Raw genomic sequence first — 19,507 nt, forward strand, 5'->3', positions numbered from 1 at the left:
ATGGCGAACTAGCGAAGGCGCTAGCCGAGGGCTCATTTCAGTTTGATAGGGCTGGCCAGCTCGGGGCGCATGCCACGGCGCGGCGCCAGGTACTCGGCGAACAGCGCAAAGTCTTCGTCCGGCCGGCCGCTCAGGGCGACAAAGCAGCTCGCACCCACCGTGCGGGTGGCGAAGTCGAAGAACACCAGGCCAACCGGCACCTGGGCCTGCACCGCCACCTGGTAGGCGCCGGAGCGCCAGCCCGGCACATAGGAGCGCGTCCCTTCAGGCGCGGCGGCCAGCCAGAACTGCCGGCCCGCGGCCTGGGCCTGGCGCATCTGCGCCACCGTGTCGCCGACCATGCCGCGCTTGCTGCTGCGATCGACCGCCACGCCGCCGATCCAGCGCACCCAGCGGCCGAACAGCGGCAGCTTGAACAGGCTGTCCTTGCCCCAGAAACGCAGTTCCAGGCCCAGCGCCCATTTGGCCAGCACGCCGATGACGAAGTCCCAGTTCGAGGTGTGCGGATAGACCAGGATCACGCCCTGCAGCGCCGGCAGGCCAGTGAACTCCAGCCGCCAGCCGGCCAGGCGCAGCAGGCCACGCGCCAAGGCACTGCCGCGCGGCTGGATCGGCCGCTCACCGGCCAGGTAATGGGCCTGGCGCGGCAGTGCAGTGTCCACCCCAGCGGATTGCACCTCGCTCAACGCTTCACCGCCCGGTAGCCGATGTCGCGGCGGAACTGCTTGCCGTCGAACTGGATATTGCTCAGCGCGTCATAGGCGCGTTGCTGCGCGGTGCGCACCGACTCGCCCAGCGCCGTGACGCACAGCACGCGACCGCCGCTGGTCTGCAGCTGGCTGTCAATGACGGCGGTGCCGGCATGAAAGACCATCGCATCCTCGGCATCGGCAGGCAGGCCGCTGATCGCGTCGCCCTTGCGCGGCTGCAGCGGATAGCCGCTGGCCGCCATCACCACGCCCAGCGCGACGCGGCGGTCCCATTGCAGCTCAACCTGGTCCAGCGTGCCATCGGTGGCATGCATCAGCACCTCGAAGAGATCGCTCTTCAGCCGCATCATGATGGGCTGGGTCTCGGGGTCGCCCATGCGGGTGTTGAACTCGACGGTGCGCGGCTGGCCGTGAGCATCGATCATCAGCCCGGCATACAGGAAGCCGGTGAAGGGAATGCCGTCGCGGGCCATGCCCTGGATCGTCGGCATGATGATCTCGTGCATGGCCTTGGCATGCACATTGGGCGTGACCACCGGCGCCGGCGAGTACGCGCCCATGCCGCCGGTGTTGGGGCCTTCGTCGCCGTCCAGCAGGCGCTTGTGGTCCTGGCTGGTGGCCAGCGAGACGACGTTCTTGCCGTCGCACAGCACGATGAAGCTGGCCTCCTCGCCTTCGAGGAATTGCTCGATGACGACGCGCGCACCGCCCTCGTTGTGGGTGACGCCGAGTTTGTTGTCAGCCAGGATCCAGTCGATCGCCTCATGCGCCTGTTCCAGCGTCATCGCGACGACGACGCCCTTGCCGGCCGCCAGGCCATCGGCCTTGATGACGATGGGCGCGCCTTGTGCGTCAACATAGGCATGGGCCGCGGCCACATCGGTGAAGCTCTCATAGGCCGCGGTCGGAATGCCATGGCGCTTCATGAAGTCCTTGGCAAAGGCCTTGGACGACTCCAACTGCGCGGCCGCCTTGGTGGGGCCGAAGATGCGCAGGCCGCGCGCGCGGAACTCGTCGACGACACCGGCCGCCAAAAAGGCCTCGGGGCCGACCACGGTCAACGCGATCTTCTCTTCGGTCGTGAAGTCAGCCAGGGCCTTCACATCGGTGATGGCGATGTTCTTCAGCCGCGCGTCCAGCGCCGTGCCGCCATTGCCCGGCGCCACGAACACCTGGCTGACCCGCTCGCATTGCGCCAGCTTCCAGGCCAGCGCATGTTCGCGACCACCATTCCCCAGGACCAAGACCTTCATTCGCAACCCTTTGCTCGCCCGGCGCCATGCCGGACTGTCAATTCAATGCAAAAAGCGGCGCCAGCAAGGGCGCCGCCCGCGTGGCCATCACTCGCCCAGGCTGGCGTTGTGATAGACCTCCTGGGTGTCGTCCAGGTCTTCGAGCACGTCCAGCAGCTTCTGCATGCGCTGGGCATCCTCGCCGCTCAACTCGATGGTGTTGTCGGCCCGCATGGTCACTTCGCTCAGCTCGGGCAGCAGACCGGCGGCTTCCAATGCGGCCTTGACCGCCTCGTAGCTGCCCGGCGCGGTGATGACCTCGATCGAGCCGTCTTCGCCGGTGATGACGTCGTCGGCGCCGGCTTCCAGCGCCACTTCCATCAGCTTGTCTTCCGAGGTGCCGGGTGCGAACAGGAACAGGCCGCAATGCTTGAACTGGAAGGACACCGAGCCATCGGTGCCCATATTGCCGCCGTATTTGCTGAAGGCATGGCGAACCTCGGCGACGGTGCGCACGCGGTTGTCGGTCATGGTGTCGACCATGATGGCGGCGCCGCCGATGCCATAGCCTTCGTAGCGGATTTCCTCGTAGGTCACGCCGTCCAGATTGCCGGTGGCCTTGTCGACGTTGCGCTTGATATTGTCGGCCGGCATATTGGCCGCCTTGGCCTTTTCAATCGCCAGACGCAGCCGCGGGTTCATCGCCACGTCGCCACCGCCGGTGCGGGCGGCGACGATGATTTCACGCGTCAGTCGGGTCCAGATCTTGCCGCGCTTCTCGTCCTGACGGCCCTTGCGATGCTGAATATTGGCCCATTTGGAATGACCAGCCATTGCCTGAATTCTCCTGGCGAGCGCGTCGTCCACGGGCGTGGTCCGGCGGCTCCATATTGTTGGATAGACTGCGATTTTAGCTTCCCGCCGCGAAAGAACCGAGCATGGCCGACCCCATCCTGCTGGCGCAACACCAGGACATCGCCTGCCAGCTGCTGCCCGCGCTGGCCAACCGCCATGGCCTGATCACCGGGGCCACCGGCACCGGCAAGACCATCAGCCTGCAAAAGCTGGCCGAATCGTTCAGCCGCATCGGCGTGCCGGTCTTCATGGCCGACGTCAAGGGCGATCTGACCGGCATCTCGCAGCCCGGCCGACCCTCCGAAAAACTGCTGGCCCTGCTCAAGAGCCGCGGCCTGGCCGCCCCCGATCCCTTCGCCTGCCCGACGACGCTGTGGGACGTGTTCGGCGAGCAGGGCCATCCGGTACGCGCCACCGTGTCCGACATGGGCCCGCTGCTGCTGGCGCGGATGCTGGCCCTGAACGAGACCCAGCAGGGCGTGCTGCAGCTGGTGTTCAAGATCGCCGACGATCAGGGCCTGCTGCTGCTGGACCTGAAAGACCTGCGGGCCATGCTCCAGCATGTGGGCGACAACGCCAGGCAGTTCACTACCCAGTACGGCAATGTCAGCGCGGCCAGCATCGGCGCCATCCAGCGCGGCCTGCTGCAGATCGAGGCCCAGGGTGGCGACAAGTTCTTCGGCGAGCCGATGCTCAACATCCTCGACCTGATCCAGTCGGACCAGGGCGCCGGCGTCGTCAACATCCTGGCCGCCGACAAGCTGATGGCCGCGCCGCGGCTCTACGCTAGCTTCCTGCTCTGGCTGCTGTCCGAGCTGTTCGAGGCGCTGCCCGAGGTCGGCGATCTGGACAAGCCCAAGCTGGTGTTCTTCTTTGACGAGGCGCATCTGCTGTTCAAGGATGCGCCGGAGGTGCTGGTCGAGCGCATCGAGCTGGTCGTGCGCCTGGTGCGCTCCAAGGGCGTGGGCGTCTATTTCGTCACCCAAAATCCGCTGGACATCCCCGACGCCGTGCTGGGCCAGCTCGGCAATCGCGTCCAGCATGCGCTGCGCGCCTTCACGCCGCGTGATCAGAAGGCGGTCAAGGCCGCGGCCGAGACGATGCGGGCCAAGCCGGGGCTGGACATTGCCACGGCCATCGGCGAGCTGGCCGTCGGCGAGGCGCTGGTCAGCCTGCTCGACGAACAGGGCCGGCCCAGTGTCACCGAACGCGTCTTCATCATGCCGCCGGGCACGCAGATCGGGCCGATCACGGCGGCGCAGCGCCAGCAGCTGATCCAGGGCTCGCTGGTGGCCGGCGTCTATGAGCAGCAGGTCGATCGCGAATCGGCCTATGAGCGGCTGACCGGCCGTAATACCGACGCGGCGAGGTCAAGCTCAGCGGCAGCTGGCGCGCCGCCGCGCGCCAGCACGAGCGCAGCGATGCCGGCGGCCTCAACACCTCCAGCAGCCGCTGCCCCTGCCGGGCCTGGCATGCTGGACGGGCTCAAGGACGTGCTCTTTGGCAGCACCGGTCCGCGCGGCGGCCACAAGGAGGGGCTGGCCGAGGCGGCGGCACGCTCGGCGATGCGCTCGGTCGGCTCAGCCGTCGGCCGCGAGATCATCCGCGGCGTGCTCGGCAGCATCCTGGGTGGCGGCAACAGCCGGCGGCGCTGAGCGCCAGCTGCCAGCCAGCCGCTGGCGCCTTGCAGAGGCGTTTCGCGCCGGCCCGTTGCCGGCCATCGCAGCGCTGCTGAGCAATCGGCTCGGGATTGGCAAAGTTCAGCCATCGCAACACGCCACCGATGGAGTTCCCAAATGAATGTGCTGACCCCCATCCTCGCCCATGTGCCGGTCTGGGTCTGGGCCCTGCTCGCTGTGCTCATCGCGCTGGGCCTGATGCAGACCCGCGACCAGTCGCTGAGTGAACAGCGCCTGCGCCTGCTGCCGCTGGTCTTTCTTGGCCTTGGCGCCTGGAGCACCGTCTCGGCCTTTGGCTGGCGCGCACCGGTGCTGGCCGCCTTCTTCGTCTCGCTGGTACTGGCGCAGCGGGCCGTGCGCGCCACCGGATGGCCGGGCAAGGCCCGCTTTGACGCCGCCCGCCAGCGCTTTCACGTGCCCGGCAGCTGGTAGCCCATGTTGCTGATTCTGGGCATCTTCGTGCTGAAGTTTGCCGCCGGCATGGCCCTGGGTTTGCATCCGGACTGGGCTGGCGAGCTGCAAGTGGCCGTGCCAGTCGCCGCCATGTACGGCCTGGTCGGCGCCATCTTTCTGGCCCGGGCACGCAATGTGCTGGCGCTGCGCCAGCCCGCTCTGGGCAACTGAATCCGCGCACCCGCGAGGCGCGATATCCTCGCGCCCTGCCCTCGCCACCCCCGCCCGATGACCCCTTCCTTTTTTGTGCCCGGCTCGCCACTCGGATGGCGTCATTGGCTACGCCGCCAACTGCTGATCATCGCCACGATCACAACGGCGATGAGCTTGATCCAGCTGGCCATCAGCGACACGCCCTGGCAGGGCATCCTGCTCTACACCAGCTGCATCACCATCTGCTGCAGCGGCTTTGTCCAGCTGCTCAGCCAGTTCTTCACTTCGCTGCGCAACCGCGGCCGCGCACCCGATCAGCAGCAGAGCTGGCCGGGCCCGGGTTTGATGGCAGTGAGCCTCTTGCTCGGCACGGCGCTGGGTATCGAAGTCGGCGGCCTGATCGGCAACCAGTTCAGCGGCTTTCACAGCGCCCGCCTGCTCGCGCTGGACCGCCAGACGGCCCTGGCAACGCTGATCTTCTCGCTGCTGCCGGGCATCGCGCTGACCAACTATTTCGTCGTCCGTCAGCGCATCGAGCGGGCCCGAACCGAAGCGCAGACCGCCCAGCGGGTGGCGGCAGAGACGCGGCTACGTCTGCTCGAGGCGCAACTGGAGCCGCACATGCTGTTCAACACGCTGGCCAATCTGCGCGTATTGATTGGCATGGACCCGGGCCGAGCGCAGGAGATGCTGGACCACCTGAACGCCTTCCTGCGCGCCACGCTGACTGCCTCGCGTGTCGACGGCCACAGTCTGGCGACCGAATTTGCCCGCCTCGACGACTATCTGGCGCTGATGAAGGTGCGCATGGGTGAACGGCTCCAGACCCGTTTTGAACTGCCCGAGGCACTGGCTGCACTCGAAGTGCCGCCGCTGCTGCTGCAGCCGCTGGTCGAGAACGCGATCAAGCACGGCCTGGAGCCCCAGCTCGATGGCGGCCAGCTGATCGTCAGTGCCTGCGAGGTGATGGGCGCTGAGGGTCAGGTCTTGCTGCTGAGCGTGCGCGACAGCGGCTGCGGGCTGAGTGAATCCCCCTCCAGCAGCGGCACCCGCTTCGGCCTGCAGCAGGTGCGAGATCGCCTGCAGACACGCTTTGGCAGCGCCGCCAACCTGGCCATCAGCGGCCCGCCGGAAGGCGGCTGCCTGGTCGAACTGCGCCTGCCGCTGGCCCAGCTGAGCCACCCCGGCGCTCTTGCCCCGCAACAACCATGAACACAGCCTCCCACCCCACCGCCCTGATCGCCGAAGACGAACAGTTGCTCGCCGAGCACCTGCGTGCCGAGCTGCGCCAGCTCTGGCCCGAGCTGGAGATCGTTGCCATGGCCAGCCATGGCCAGGCCGCCGTCGACGCCGCGTTGGCCAAGCAGCCGCAGATCTGCTTCCTGGACATCCGCATGCCCGGCATGAGCGGCCTGGAGGCCGCCCGCGCGATGGCCGAGGACTGGCCCGATGACCGCCCCTTCCCGCTGCTGGTCTTCGTCACCGCCTACGACCAGTACGCGCTGCAGGCCTTCGAGCAGGCTGCTGTCGACTACGTGCTCAAGCCGCTGCAACGCGAACGCCTGGCGCAAAGCTGCGAACGCCTGCGCCAGCAGCTCGCACTTCGCCATCGCGAGCCCGCCGCCGCCGCGCTTTCGGCCGACACGCTGAGCCAGCTGCGCCAGCTGCTGGGCACGGGCCAGGCAGCGCCCGCCGCAGCGCCGGCCGCGCCGTTGCGGCTCTTGCAGGTCAGCGTGGGCACGGCGATCCAGATGGTGCCCGTCGGTGAGGTGCTGTACTTCGAGGCGGCCGACAAATACGTGCGCGTCATCACCGCCAGCAAGGAGCATCTGATCCGCATCTCGCTGCGTGAACTGCTGCCGCAGCTGGATGCGCAGCTGTTCTGGCAGGTCCATCGCGGCACCGTCGTGCGTGCCGACGCGATCGAACGCGCCGTTCGCGACGAGGCCGGCAAGCTGAGCCTGCAGCTGCGCGGATGCACCGATCGGCTGGGCGTCAGCCGCATGTATGCGCATCTGTTCAAGGCGCTTTGAGCTCAACCTGGCGCCGCCGAAAAGGCGCGCCCGCTGTTGATTCAGCGCCCTGGCTTGCGATTCATCGAATCGGCTGCGCCCTGACAAGGCAGCGCGGCGAACATGCGTCCATCGCAACCGGAGAACGCCATGGAACAGCAAGCCCAGCTCAACGCAGCCTCGATCAGCGGCCCTGACACCGCCGCCTCTGCCAGCACCGCCGAGCTTCAGCGCCGTGCCAAGGCACGCGTCGATCAGCTCGTCGCCCTGATCATCCACGCCGCGGTCTATCTGATCGTCAATACCGCGCTGCAGGCCATGCCCGAGCTGGCCGAGCTGGCGGCATGGTCGCCCTTCCCCGATTTCACGTTGCGCTTCTGGACGCTGTGCCTCTTGGCCCATGGCCTGCTGGTCGTGCCGAGCTTCTTCATGGCGCCTTGGTATGAGCAACTGATTGCGCGGGAAATGCGCCGCCTGGCGCCACGCTCGTGAAGCGTCACTAAAGAAGAAAGGCCGGGTAGCGGCGGCAAGGGGGCCGGGCACCGATAAAATCGCGGCCATTCCTCCAACAAAAAGCCCCGGCCTGCCCTGGCCCGCTGCCCTCGATGTCCCACCCGACCGAAGTCAAAGACGAAGCCCTGAAGCCCAATAACTTCCTGCGCACCATCATCGAGCGCGATCTGGAGCAGCAAGAGGGCCAACCCGCGCGTCATTTCGCAGGGACCCCGGGCGATGCCGCCCACCACGCCGCTGGCCCGCTGGACCCGGCCAAGATCCGCACCCGCTTCCCGCCCGAGCCAAATGGCTATCTGCACATCGGCCATGCCAAGAGCATCTGCCTGAACTTCGGCCTGGCGCGCGACTACGGCGGCATCTGTCATCTGCGCTTCGACGACACCAATCCGGAGAAGGAAGAGCAGGAGTACGTCGACGCCATCAAGGAAATGGTGACGTGGCTGGGCTGGAGCTGGGAGGCCGGTGGCACCTCGCACCTGTTCTCGGCCAGCAACTATTTCGACTTCATGTACCGCGCCGCCGAGTACCTGGTGACGGCCGGCCTGGCCTATGTCGATGAGCAGACGCCGGACGAGATGCGCGCCAACCGTGGCGACTTCTCGACGCCCGGCACCGACAGCCCCTTCCGCGATCGCTCGCCCGAGGCCAACCTGGCGCGCCTGCGCGAGATGCGCGACGGCACGCATCCCGACGGTGCCATGGTGCTGCGCGCCAAGATCGATATGGCCAGCCCCAACATCAATATGCGCGACCCGGCGCTGTACCGGATCCGCCGCGCCCATCACCACAACACCGGCGACAAATGGTGCATCTACCCGATGTACACCTTCGCCCATCCGATCGAGGACGCGCTGGAGCGCATCACCCACTCGATCTGCACGCTGGAGTTCGAAGACCAGCGCCCCTTCTACGACTGGCTGCTGAACCACCTCGCCGACGGCGGCCTGCTGGCCCGCCCGCTGCCGCACCAGTACGAGTTCGGCCGCCTGAACTTGAGCTATGTCGTCACCTCCAAGCGCAAGCTGCGCCAGCTGGTCGACGAAGGTCATGTCGACGGCTGGGATGACCCGCGCATGCCAACCCTGGTGGGCATGCGCCGCCGCGGCTACACACCCGAGGCGGTGCGCGCCATGGTCGAATCGACCGGCGTGACCAAGACCAATGCCTGGCTGGACTATGGCGTGCTGGACGGCTGCCTGCGTGCCGACCTCGAAGGCAAGGCCGCCCGCGCGATGGCCGTGCTGGACCCGGTCAAGCTGAAGCTGACGAACTATGCCGACATCTTTGGCAGCCTGGAGCATCGCGAGCCCTGCAGCGCCCCGGCCCACCCGCACCTGCCCGAGCTGGGCACACGGCAGTTCAGTCTCGGCCCCGAGCTGTGGATTGAGCACGAGGACTTCATGGAAGCGCCGGTCAAGGGCTATCACCGCCTCTACCCGGGCAACAAGGCGCGGCTGAAGGCCGGCTATGTGATCGAGTGCAGCGGCTGCGAGAAGAACGAGGCCGGCGAGATCGCCGCGGTGCTCGCCACCATCGTGCCGGACACCAAGAGCGGCACGCCGGGCGCGGATGCGGTCAAGGTCAAGGGCGTGATCACCTGGGTGGGTGTGCACGAAGGCATTGCCGCCGAACTGCGCCTCTATGACCGCCTGTTCACCGAGGCCCAGCCCGACGCCGGCGGCCGTGATTTCCTGGAAGTGCTGAACCCGGCCAGCAAGAAGGTCGTCACCGGCTATCTGGAGCCTTCCTTGGCCGCTGCGGCTGCCGACCTCAAGGTGCAGTTCGAGCGTCACGGCTACTTTGTGGCCGACCGCATTGACCACCGCGCCGACAAGCCCGTCTTCAACAAGATCACGGGCTTGCGAGACAACTGGGGGAAGTAAGACCCACCCCCTACGCGCTACGCGCGCCCCCTCTGAGGGGGCAAGCCCGAAGGACCGGCAAAGCCGGATCCTCGGGCTTCGCTGGAGCTGCCCGTAGGCCATCGGCCTTGGGCGTTTTTCTGTCGCGCCTGCCGGCGTCGGCACCCACCGCGCAATGACTCAGCTCTTATGGCTTCAGGTGCCTGATGAAGAAGTCGGTCTCGGTGCGGGACAGGTGCAGGCGCGAGGCGCGGCCGGCGATGCCGTGGGCCTTGCCGGGGTAGATCACGGTTTCGAACAGCTTGCCTTCGTTCTGCAAGGCGGTGATCAGGCGCAGCGAGTTTTCGAACAGCACGTTGTCGTCGGCCGTGCCATGCACCAGCATCAGCGGTTTGGCGAGCAGCTTGGCGCGCGGCAGCAGGCTGCCCTGCTGATAGGCAGCCGCCTTGCCGCCATCCGGCAGGCCCAGATAGCGCTCGGTGTAGGCGGTGTCGTACAGCGTCCAATCGGTCGGCGGCGCGATGCCGATGGCCGCGGCAAACGGCGTGTCGGCGTCCAGCATGCTGCGTGCAGCCAGGAAGCCGCCATAGCTCCAGCCGGTGAAGCCAATCCGCGCTGCATCAACGCCGGGCACCAGCGTCGGCAGCTGACGCACCGCAGCGAACAGATCGGCGACCTCGACCTGGCCGAAGGCGCGGTAGTGAGCGCGGGTGAAGCTGCGGTCACGCTGGGCCATGCCGCGCGTGTCGACCAATAACACGCCAAAGCCCTGGCGCTGCCAGTAGGCCAGCAGCGGCGTGTCGCCATCCCAGCGCCAGGCCACCGTGGCCGTGCCCGGGCCGCCGTAGGCCCGCACGATCACCGCATGCTTGCCGTTGGCGGCGCTACTGGCTTTCAGCGGCGGCAGGTAGAAGGCATTGAGCATGGTCTTGCCATCGGCGGCAAGCAGGTCCAGCGCCTGCACGGCCGGCGCGATCTGCGCCAGTAGCGGGTCAGGCCGGTCGGTGTCCAGCCGCAGCGGCGCACGCCCGCCATCGATGGCTCGCAACTCGGTCACCGCCGGCTGCCCCCATTGCGACTGCGTCACCAGCATCTGCTGGCAAGCCTTGTCACCACTGGCGTCGCGCCAGCGCCGCGGCTCGCCTGGCTGCAGCATGCGGGTCTGGCCGGCCAGCGTGGTTTCGAACAGCTCGCGGCCGCGGCCGCGCTCGGTGGCGCCGGCAAAGACGATGCGATCGCCGGCGGCACAAACCAGATGCGCGACCGCCTCGGCCTGCTGCGTCAGCGGCTGCAGCGCGCCGCTGACGCGATCGAGCAGCCAGTACTGCCGCCGCCCGCTGCGCTCGCTGGACCACAGCAGCGCCGGCTGGCCCGACAGCAGCTTGGCCGGCAGCTCGCGCAGGTCGTCGTGCACCTCGACCCAGGCCTCGTCCTGCTCGCTGAGCAGGGTGCGCGGCTTGCCGCTGCGAGCGTCGAACTCGAGCAGATCGAGCCGGCGCTGATCGCGGGTCAGCGTCTGCAGCCAGGGCTTGCCGTCGGCGAACCAGCCGGCGCGGGCAACGTATTCGGCGTCTTTGGGCTGCGGCAGGGCCAGCCGGCCGCGGCCAGAAGCCTCGTAGACCCAGGCCTTGACGATGGCATTGGCCTGGCCCGCGGCCGGGTAGCGCTGCTGCGTCATCTCGGTGCGATCGGCAAAGATCTGCGCCCGCGTCTTCACTGGCACCGGGCCTTCGTCAACCTCCAAAGCCAGCAGGCGCTGCCCATCGGGTGACCACCAGAAGCCCTTGTGCCGGCCCAGTTCCTCTTCGGCGATGAACTCGGCCAGGCCGGTGCTGTGGGTATCGCTGCCACCCTGGCTGAGCTGGCGTGGTTTGCCGCCGGCCAGTGGCTGAACGAACAGATTGCCGCCGCGCACATAGGCCAGCTGGCGACCGGCGGTGTCGCATTGCGGCTCGCGGGCCGGAGCCTTGCCAGCCTCCACCAGACGTCGCGCCTGCGGCTTGTCGCCCTGAACATCGATCAGGTAGAGTGCGCCCGACAAGGGGACGATCAGCCGCTGGTCGCTGTCACCACACCATAGGTAGCTGGTAATGCCGCTGCCGCGCACACGGCGACGCTCCAGCGCCATCTTCTCGGCCTCGCTCAGACGCACCGGCTGATCACCGATCAGATCGCTGACGGCCGCCAGGCGGCGTGGCTCACCCGCGGGCAGCGGCCGTGCCCAGAGTTCGAGCAACTCGCTATCAGCCTGCGAGGGCTGCAAATAGCTGAGCCAACGGCCCGCGGGCGAAAGCTGGGCCGCACGCGGCTGGCGGCCGGCCAGCGGTGGGTCGGCCTGGATGCGTTCGAGTGTCAGAGCGCTCGCAAGGGCCTGGTCTTGAGCCGCATGGGCCATGCCAGCAGCAGCGAGGCAGAGCGTGAGTAGCAACGCACCTTGTCGGCATGCGCGCTGAGAAAAAGCCGGATTGGACTTGATATGCATGCCGCATGCTAGCGAGCATGCGGCGCGCCGCCCATCGGCAATTGCACGGGAGAAACGGCGTTGGCGTGCGCTATGCGCTCAACGCGCCTGCACCACCGGCGTGGCGTACTCGTGGCCGACGACGGCACGAGCGAACAGATAGTTCTCCAAGGCCCGCTCACTCAGCGCATCCAGCCGTACATCGCCGCGCGCATCGCAGGGAAAGGCCAAGGCCTTGCCGGCATGAAACAGCGACTGAAAACGCAACTCGAACGCGACTTCGGTGGCGCTCGGCGCGCCCTGTTCAATCTTTTCCATGGTGTGCTCCAACGACGACCCCATCATTCACGTCCCCATGCCTCAAGACTAGGCCTCAAATGCGGGGGTAACCATGTGAATAGGTCTCGACTTAACGTCAGTCCTGCAGCCGAGGTGGACTAGGAATCAGGCTGACAGGAATTATTCACGGCGAGCACCACCGTGCGGCACCTCAATCAGCGGCGAGATCAACCATGCGCCGCACCTTGACCTTGCGCCCCTTGAGCTTGCCCAGGCTGAGCCGGCGCACGGCCTCGTGGGCGATGCTGCGCTCGACCGCGACATAGGTATGGAAGTCGGTGACGTTGATCTTGCCGATCTGCGTGCCAGCGAAACCAGCCTCGCCGGTCAGCGCCCCCAGCACGTCGCCGGGGCGGATCTTGTCCTTGCGGCCGCCGAGGATCTGCAAGGTGTCCATCGCCGGCAGCAGCGGCGCATCGTCAGCCGCCTGCAGCTCACCGAGCTTCAACCATTGAAATTCACGGCCCTGCATCTGCTCGACACGGCCGAGGCGCCCCATCTCGTCCATGCTGACCAGGCTCAGCGCCAGGCCTTCGGCGCCAGCGCGGCCGGTGCGGCCGACGCGGTGCACATGGACCTCGGCATCGGGCGTCATGTCGACATTGATCACGCACTCCAGCTGCGCGATATCCAGGCCCCGCGCGGCCACATCGGTGGCGACCAGCACCGAGCAGCTGCGGTTGGCAAACTGGATCAGCACCTGGTCGCGTTCGCGCTGCTCCAGATCGCCGTGCAAGGCCATGGCGACAAAGCCCTGCGCCGCCAGCACATCGACCAGATCGCGGCATTGCTGCTTGGTGTTGCAAAAGGCGATGGTGCTGGCCGGCCGGTAGTGGCGCAAGAGCGTCGACACTGCGTGCAGCCGTTCACTCTCGGCCACTTCGATCGCCCATTGGCGGATCTGCGGCGCCGCCGCGGCCGGCTGATTCGCACTGCTCAAGCGCACTTCCTTGGGCTCGCGCAGGAACTTCTGCGCCAGCGCGGCGATGCCGTCCGGATAGGTGGCCGAGAACAACAGCGTCTGGCGCTGCTTGGGCAGCTGGCGGATCAGCTTGGCGATATCGTCGATGAAACCCATGTCCAGCATGCGATCAGCCTCGTCGAGCACCAGGGTTTGAATGGCGCCCAGGGCCAGCGTGCCGCGCTCGACGTGGTCCATCAAGCGCCCCGGCGTGCCGACGACGATATGTGCACCGAACTGTAGGCTCTCGGCCTGCGGCTTGAACGGCGAGCCGCCGCACAGCGAGAGGATCTTGATGTTGTCGGCCGCGCGGGCCAGCCGGCGCAGTTCCTGGCAGACCTGATCGGCCAGCTCACGGGTCGGGCACAGCACCAGGGCCTGCACATCGAAACGCCCCGCGTCGAGCCGCTGCAGCAGCGCCAGGCCGAAGGCGGCCGTCTTGCCGCTGCCGGTCTGGGCCTGCGCAATCAGATCATGGCCTTGCAGCGCCAAGGGCAGACTGGCGGCCTGGATGGGCGTCATGTCGTGGTAGCCGAGCTGGGCCAGATTGGCCTGCATGGCGGCGCTCAGCGGCAGGCTGGTGAAGGAGGTCGTGCGGTCGGCAGTGGGGGAATTCATCGACCGATTATCCCCGACCCCGTAAAAACCCGAATCCTGGTTCAGCCGCCGGCCTGCTTGACGGTCCAGCGGCCCTGCTTCTTCAGCAGCTCGATGACGCGCTCGCGATGATCGCCCTGGATCTCGATCATGCCGTCCTTGACCGTGCCGCCGGAGCCGCAGGCCGTTTTCAGCGTCTTGCCCAGCGCCATCAGCTCGGCCTCATCCAGCGGCACGCCCTTGACCAGGGTGACGCCCTTGCCGGCCCGCCCCTTGGTCTCGCGCGAGACACGAACGATGCCATCACCCTTGGGCAGGCTGGGCTTGCCGCACACACAGGCCGTCAGCGCCTGGCGGCAGGCCGGGCACATGCGGCCGGCCTCGGTGGAATAGACCAGACCGGAGAGGCTGGCCAGGCCCGCCAGCGACTTGCTAGATTTCATGGTGTTCAATCTCCAGGACTGGTGCGGGTGCCGCGCGTGGGCCGAACAGCAGCAGGTCCAGCTCCTCCGGCGAATTGACGGTACGCAGGCGCAGATAGGCTTCTTCGGCCTCGGCGTAGTGGCGGCGCAGATAGTGCAGCCACTGCTTGAGACGACCGGCCTGATGCCGGTGGGCGACCTTGCGGCGCACCTGATCGAAGAAGCCGCGCATCAAGGGCAGCAGCTGCCCCCAAGCCAGCGGCGGCGCCTCGGGCGCGCGCAAGGCCAGCGCCAGCCCGGGATTGGCCACCATGCCGCGGCCCAGCATCAGCGCGTTGCAGCCGCTTTGCAGCCGCGCATTCTCGGCGTCAGCCGGGGTCCAGATCTCGCCATTGGCGACCACCGTCACCGGCACTGCCTCACGCACCGCAGCGATGCGATCCCAGTAGGCCGGCGGCTTGTAGCCATCGGCCTTGGTGCGGGCATGAACGACCAGCTCCTCGGCGCCGCCGGCAACCATGGCCGCAGCACATTCCAGCGTGCGGGAGCTGTCCATATAGCCCAGCCGCATCTTCACCGACAGCGGCATCTCGGCCGGTATCGCGCGGCGCACCGCCGAGACGATGTCGTGAATCAGCTCCGGCTCGTCGAGCAGCACCGCGCCGCCACGATGGCGGTTGACGCATTTGGCCGGGCAGCCGAAGTTCAGATCAATGCCGGCGGGCCCCAGCGCCGCCAGCTTGGCCGCGTTCTCGGCCATGCAGACGGGGTCCGAACCCAGCAGCTGCGCCCGCACCGGCACGCCCGCCGCGGTGCGCCCGCCCTGCAGCAGCTCGGGCACGATGCGGGTGAAGACGCGGTTGGGCATCAGCATGTCGGTGATGCGGATGAACTCGGACACGCAGCGGTCGATGCCGCCCACGCGGGTCAGCACATCGCGCAGCATATGGTCGAGCAGGCCTTCCATGGGGGCGAGAAGCAGGGTGTGTGCCCCTCGTCCAGCGTGGTTGTGAGCCCCTCGGCCAGCGGGTACGCTGGCCGGTCCCCCGAGGGGACGGCCTCCTGAGGAGGCCACGACGGGCCGGCTTGGGGCGGCCCGTCGCTCGGCCCAAACGCACGCCCCACCTTCAGCGGGTACGCTGGACGGTCCCCCGAGGGGACGGCCTCCTGCGGAGGCCACGGCGGGCCGGCTTGGGAGCGGCCCGGCGCTCGGCCCGAACGCAGGCCCCTCGGCCAGCAGGTACGCTGGCCGGTCCCCCGAGGGGACGGCCTCCTGCGAAGGCCACGACGGGCCGGCTTGGGGCGGCCCGGCGCTCGGCCCCGAGGCGCCGGCGCCTCGTTGGTCGACTGGCGGGGGAGCGTTCATGCCTTCGCCTCCTTGCCGTCCAGATCGAGCTGGGTCAGGTAGAGGCGCAGGTCGAATTCGAGCTGGCCGTAGGCCGGTTCCATGTGCTTGCACAGGGCGTAGAAGGCCTTGTTGTGGTCCAACTCCTTCAGGTGGGCCAGCTCATGGACGACGATCATCTTCAGGAATTCGGCCGGCGCGTCGCGAAACAAGGTGGCGACGCGGATTTCGCGGCGGGCCTTCAGGCGGCTGCCTTGCACCTGAGTGGCCCGCGTGTGCGTGCCCAAGGCGTGCTGAATGATGCGCAGCTTGGCGTCGTAGCAGACCTTGTCCAGCGGCGGCGCGTTGCGCAGATGGCGTTGCTTCAAGGCCTGGGTGTAGTCGAATAGCGCGCGGTCGCTGCTGATCTGGTGCGGCTCGCTGTAGCGCTCGGCCAGATAGCCCGCCAAGCGGCCGGCATCAATCATCTGCTGAACTTGCAGCTGCAGGCTTGCCGGGTAGCCGGCCAGGTACTTCAACACCCTGTGGCTCCCGGTTCAAGCGCGCACGCGAGCGGCAGAAATGGCGCTGAACGCGCTGAAGTGGCGGTAATGGAACATGGCGGGAGCTGCGGCGAAGGGGAGGCTTGGAGCGGTGCGCTGCAGCCGCTACGGCCTGCGCGCAAAGCCCTGAAGCATAGCGCTTTCGGTCGGAACAGCCCTGCCCGGCGGCCGATGGGCCGGCGGCAATCAGGCCGCCACGGCCTTGTTCTTCTGGGTTTCGGCGAGGAAGCGATCCTCGATGAAGTCCTTCTCGACCAGGCTGCGCTTGAGCGTGTCCTGCAGGTCTTCGTAGCGTGACTTCAGCTGTTCCAGCTCGCGCTGCAGCTCCTCGGAGGCGGTCTCCGTCGGGCCATGGCTTTCGGGTGGATCGGCCGACAGCACTTCGAGATCGGCACGCAGCTTTTCCAGCTGGCGATCGGCATTGGCGAGGCGATCGCGCAGGTCAGCGTTCTCGGTCTTCAGCTGTTTGAGCTCGGCGCGTGAGGCGCCCTCTTCGCTGCGCTCCATCGCCCCGCCGCCGTGCGGTGCGATGGCCAGCTCTTCCAGATCGCGCTGCAGGCGCGCTGCGGCGCGCTCGGCGGTGGCCGCACGCGATTCGCTCAGCTCCAGCTTGTCGCGCAACTGCTGCAACTGCGCATTGGCGTTTTCCAGCCGCTGCTTGGCCGCCTGCAGGTCTGCCTGGCTGTTCATGTTCTGGCCGGTGCGGGCGCGGAAGGTGTTGAGCAGCCGCGTGTTCTCGTCCAGCCGTTCGCGTGTACGCCCCAGCTCCATCTGCATACGACGGCGCTGTGCCAGCAAACGATCAACCTCGTTGCGGTGGCTGCGCTTGAGCTGTTCCAGCAGCTCCGGGCTCATGCCAGCCGGCGTCTCCGGCCATTCCGGGCGCGACTCCTCATCGGCATCCGGGTCGTCGTCATCGGCATCGATGCCGTAGCTGTCGAGCAGCTTGCGTATCAAGTCAGGCAGCTCTTCCAGGCCCTTGAGGTCGACATCAACCGGGCCGGCATGCCGGCTGATGCCACCACGCTCGGCGACTCGCATCAGCTCGTGGGCGGCAATCTTCATCTCCCGCCCGGAGTCGCGCACCTCACGCAGCGCGTTGACGATGTAGATGTGATTGCTCTGCTCGTAGCGCGTCATGCGCCAGTAGGTGCCCACGGCGACGATCACAACGGCCGCATTGACCACAAACAGCGAGACCGCTGCCAGGCTTTCGAGCGTGAGATCCAGGGCCATGGTGTTGGGCGCTCAGATCCGGAAGAAGGCCATGCGGCCCTCGCCGTAGCCAGGGACCGACAGGCGATAGTCGCTGCGGCCGGAATTCTTGTGCATCAGCGCCTCCAGCTTGTCGAAGGGATGGCCGACCAGGTTCGACAGCTTGAGCTTGATCTCGGGCGCGCCCGCGGTGCGCAGCAACAGGGCGGCGGCGGCGCGCATGAAGCGGTCCGAGTTCTGGATCATCTCTGGCGTCGGCTTGCCCATCTGCATGGCCATGCGCACCGGCGGCGGCTGCAGCTGGGCGTTGCCACCACCGAGGATGCAGCAGGCGTTGACGTCCAAAATGCCCAGCGCATGGGGCGTCTTCTGGCCGTCGGCGCCGTAAATGGCGATGCTGTGCGGCAGCTTCAGATCGGCCATGGTCTGCTCATTGGCCGCGATCAAGCGAAAGGGAATCTGGCCCAGCGTGGTCTTGATCAGGGCAGCCAGCGCATCACGCGACTCCAGGGCGGCCGGCGGTTCCAACGCGGCCATCTGGATGGCGGTGATGCGATCGGTGAGCGCACGCTGCACCTCGCGCAGCAGATCTTCGTCGTTGAAGGGCTTGTTGATGACGAAGACCGCGCCGTTGCTGCGCGCCTCGTTCAGGTGCCGTTCTGCGGTTTCCGTGGTGACGAAGCCCACCTTGACGTCGTTCAGCCCCAGCTGGCGCAGCGCCTGCAGCATCTCGATGCCGCTGACCACCGGCATATGCCAGTCGGAGATGATCAGGTCCGGCTTGAAGCTGGAGACCAGGCGCAGCGCCTGTTCCCCGTTGCCGGCTGTCTCGATCAGCATGGGGCCAAGCTGCGCCATCTCCAGGACGCGGTGGATGATCGCCTGTATCGCCCGACTGTCGTCGACGATCAGAACGCGCAAATGTGCGGGGCTGTTGTCTGGCATGGCGTCGCTCTAGGGCCTGTTAATACGGTGTCTGCCTGTGCGAGAGGGGCTCAAAGGGCCCCAATCCAGGCGGACGACGACGCCCAGGCTGGCTTGCCTGGGCGAGAAGTTCAACACAGAGTGGGGCCCATTGAGCCCCTCTCCCGCAGGGTTGCCACACAAATGGCCGTGCACGTCCTTGCAAAGCCGCACCGGGGGAGTGACCCCGGTTTCGTTTGGCGCCTCGTTCACGGCAATTTGTGTGGCAACGCATCAGGCAGACATCGTGTTAGCAGGCCCTAGCAGGGATGCAAGGGGTCAATCAGCAGCACGGCAATGCGGTGCTGCTGCTCGGATTTGGCACGGAAGACCGGGAAACTCGCGCGCAGGCACAGCGCTTCACTGCGCGCAGCGTCCAGCAATTCGGGCAGGCCCAGTTCGGCATGGCCGCTGTGGTCCAGCGCTGCGATCACGCAGCCGCTAAAGATATTGCACAGCTCGGCGCAGGCGTCACGAACGTCAGCGGCGCTGAGTGCCTCGGGCGCCTGGCCAAACATCGCCGCGGCCAGCTCGTGGGCGTCTTCGGGCCCCAGCAAGACCAGCACGCCGGCAGGCGGCAAGGCCTCGCCCATGCAAATCGGCAGCAGGAAGCAGGCATCGTCGCGCCTGGGCTGAGGCGCCGTCTGGCTGGGCTCGAAATCGCAGGGCCAGCCAGCCAACGCGGTCCAGGCACGAGAGAGTTTGTTCTCGATGTCGTGCGACTGCGATGCTTCCATGAGTAGTGCTTGAGTTTGATCCCGAGCGCGCGAACGTCAAGCGCACAAATGCAGGCAATGGCACGGTCATCTTTGCGCCGCAGGCGCCCTGGCAAGGCTTTGGCATGATGGCAAGCATGCTTGGTCGCCCCTTCCATATCCAGCTGCTCGATGCCGAGGGCCAGCGGCTCGCGTTCACCGCGGCGCCAGAGCAAAGCGTGCTTGAAGCCGCCCTGGCCGCGGGCCTGGCGCCGCGCCGGTCTTGCCGCAACGGCAGTTGCCGCGCCTGTCTCTGCCGGTTAGAGCTGGGTCAGATTGCCTACCGGATTGACTGGCCTGGGCTCAGCGCCGAGGAAAAGGCGGCGGGTTGGATCCTGCCCTGCGTGGCCGAGGCGCGCAGCGATCTGAACTTGCGCTACGAGTGAAAACCGGCCGCCAGCAGCGACAATCGAGCACTTTGCAGTCCCGACTGCG

The 19,507-nt window shown here is 67.1% G+C and carries 18 protein-coding genes and 1 pseudogene; 7 read left to right on the forward strand and 12 right to left on the reverse strand.

The features are described 5' to 3' along the window. Positions 1-32: 32 nt before the first annotated feature. From RQP53_RS08320 to RQP53_RS08330, 3 genes are all read right to left on the reverse strand, one after another. A complete protein-coding gene (locus RQP53_RS08320) occupies positions 33-662 on the reverse strand; it encodes a 1-acyl-sn-glycerol-3-phosphate acyltransferase (protein ID WP_315649758.1) in 630 nt (209 codons plus the stop codon). A gap of 20 nt (positions 663-682) precedes the next feature. Next, complete coding sequence (gene purD / locus RQP53_RS08325; RefSeq protein WP_315649759.1) at positions 683-1,963, reverse strand: phosphoribosylamine--glycine ligase; 1,281 nt, start codon at positions 1,961-1,963, stop codon at positions 683-685. 87 nt (positions 1,964-2,050) lie between these two features. After that, a complete protein-coding gene (locus RQP53_RS08330) occupies positions 2,051-2,776 on the reverse strand; it encodes a YebC/PmpR family DNA-binding transcriptional regulator (protein WP_315649760.1) in 726 nt (241 codons plus the stop codon). 104 nt (positions 2,777-2,880) lie between these two features. On the opposite strand from RQP53_RS08330, the gene RQP53_RS08335 reads away from it, so the two are divergent. The 6 genes and pseudogenes from RQP53_RS08335 (at position 2,881) to RQP53_RS08360 (ending at position 9,493) form a co-directional block, all read left to right on the forward strand. Continuing rightward, positions 2,881-4,452, forward strand: coding sequence for a helicase HerA-like domain-containing protein (locus tag RQP53_RS08335; protein WP_315649761.1), 1,572 nt, complete (start codon positions 2,881-2,883; stop codon positions 4,450-4,452). 141 nt (positions 4,453-4,593) lie between these two features. Beyond that, a pseudogene (locus tag RQP53_RS08340) lies at positions 4,594-5,100 on the forward strand (DUF6622 family protein). A 57-nt stretch (positions 5,101-5,157) separates the two neighbouring features. Then, a complete protein-coding gene (locus RQP53_RS08345) occupies positions 5,158-6,294 on the forward strand; it encodes a sensor histidine kinase (protein ID WP_315649762.1) in 1,137 nt (378 codons plus the stop codon). Next, a complete protein-coding gene (locus RQP53_RS08350) occupies positions 6,291-7,115 on the forward strand; it encodes a LytR/AlgR family response regulator transcription factor (protein WP_315649763.1) in 825 nt (274 codons plus the stop codon). Before RQP53_RS08345 ends, RQP53_RS08350 begins: the two co-directional genes overlap by 4 nt. 129 nt (positions 7,116-7,244) lie before the next feature. Continuing rightward, on the forward strand, positions 7,245-7,586 hold the full coding sequence (locus tag RQP53_RS08355) for a 2TM domain-containing protein (RefSeq protein WP_315649764.1): 342 nt from the start codon (positions 7,245-7,247) through the stop codon (positions 7,584-7,586). A gap of 113 nt (positions 7,587-7,699) precedes the next feature. Then, entirely contained in the window at positions 7,700-9,493 is a 1,794-nt protein-coding gene (locus tag RQP53_RS08360; protein WP_315649765.1) for a glutamine--tRNA ligase/YqeY domain fusion protein, read from the forward strand. A 166-nt stretch (positions 9,494-9,659) separates the two neighbouring features. On the opposite strand, the gene RQP53_RS08365 is transcribed toward RQP53_RS08360, so the two are convergent. The 9 genes from RQP53_RS08365 to RQP53_RS08405 all read right to left on the reverse strand — a co-directional run bounded on the left by RQP53_RS08365 (position 9,660) and on the right by RQP53_RS08405 (position 19,054). Next, positions 9,660-11,867 carry a S9 family peptidase gene (locus RQP53_RS08365; RefSeq protein ID WP_315649766.1) on the reverse strand — a complete coding sequence of 736 codons (2,208 nt, stop codon included), beginning with the start codon at positions 11,865-11,867 and terminating at the stop codon, positions 9,660-9,662. Positions 11,868-12,032: 165 nt separating this feature from the next. Continuing rightward, the gene (locus RQP53_RS08370; protein ID WP_315649767.1) at positions 12,033-12,251 is read right to left on the reverse strand and encodes a hypothetical protein; all 219 of its coding nucleotides are present in this window, start codon (positions 12,249-12,251) and stop codon (positions 12,033-12,035) included. Positions 12,252-12,423: 172 nt separating this feature from the next. Continuing rightward, the gene (dbpA, locus tag RQP53_RS08375; protein ID WP_315649768.1) at positions 12,424-13,851 is read right to left on the reverse strand and encodes an ATP-dependent RNA helicase DbpA; all 1,428 of its coding nucleotides are present in this window, start codon (positions 13,849-13,851) and stop codon (positions 12,424-12,426) included. A 41-nt stretch (positions 13,852-13,892) separates the two neighbouring features. Then, positions 13,893-14,273 (reverse strand): translation initiation factor Sui1, encoded by a 381-nt coding sequence (locus RQP53_RS08380; protein WP_315649769.1) that lies wholly within the window; start codon positions 14,271-14,273, stop codon positions 13,893-13,895. After that, positions 14,263-15,219, reverse strand: a complete 957-nt coding sequence (locus tag RQP53_RS08385) for a tRNA dihydrouridine synthase (RefSeq protein WP_315649770.1) — start codon at positions 15,217-15,219, stop codon at positions 14,263-14,265. The genes RQP53_RS08380 and RQP53_RS08385 overlap by 11 nt, the downstream gene beginning before the upstream one ends. A 395-nt stretch (positions 15,220-15,614) precedes the next feature. Next, entirely contained in the window at positions 15,615-16,064 is a 450-nt protein-coding gene (locus RQP53_RS08390) for a M48 metallopeptidase family protein (protein ID WP_315649898.1), read from the reverse strand. Positions 16,065-16,325: 261 nt separating this feature from the next. Further along, a complete protein-coding gene (locus tag RQP53_RS08395) occupies positions 16,326-17,375 on the reverse strand; it encodes a hypothetical protein (RefSeq protein WP_315649771.1) in 1,050 nt (349 codons plus the stop codon). A 12-nt stretch (positions 17,376-17,387) separates the two neighbouring features. Continuing rightward, positions 17,388-18,299 (reverse strand): response regulator, encoded by a 912-nt coding sequence (locus RQP53_RS08400; RefSeq protein WP_315649772.1) that lies wholly within the window; start codon positions 18,297-18,299, stop codon positions 17,388-17,390. A 278-nt stretch (positions 18,300-18,577) separates the two neighbouring features. Further along, positions 18,578-19,054: a chemotaxis protein CheX gene (locus tag RQP53_RS08405; RefSeq protein WP_315649773.1), complete on the reverse strand. Its 477-nt coding sequence runs from the start codon at positions 19,052-19,054 to the stop codon at positions 18,578-18,580. Positions 19,055-19,161: 107 nt separating this feature from the next. Here RQP53_RS08405 and RQP53_RS08410 point away from each other — a divergent pair, with 107 nt between their 5' ends. After that, a complete protein-coding gene (locus tag RQP53_RS08410) occupies positions 19,162-19,458 on the forward strand; it encodes a 2Fe-2S iron-sulfur cluster-binding protein (RefSeq protein ID WP_315649774.1) in 297 nt (98 codons plus the stop codon). The last annotated feature ends 49 nt before the right edge of the window (positions 19,459-19,507 follow it).

The organism is Roseateles aquae, assembly GCF_032337115.1.
Lineage (GTDB): Bacteria > Pseudomonadota > Gammaproteobacteria > Burkholderiales > Burkholderiaceae_C > Roseateles_C > Roseateles_C aquae.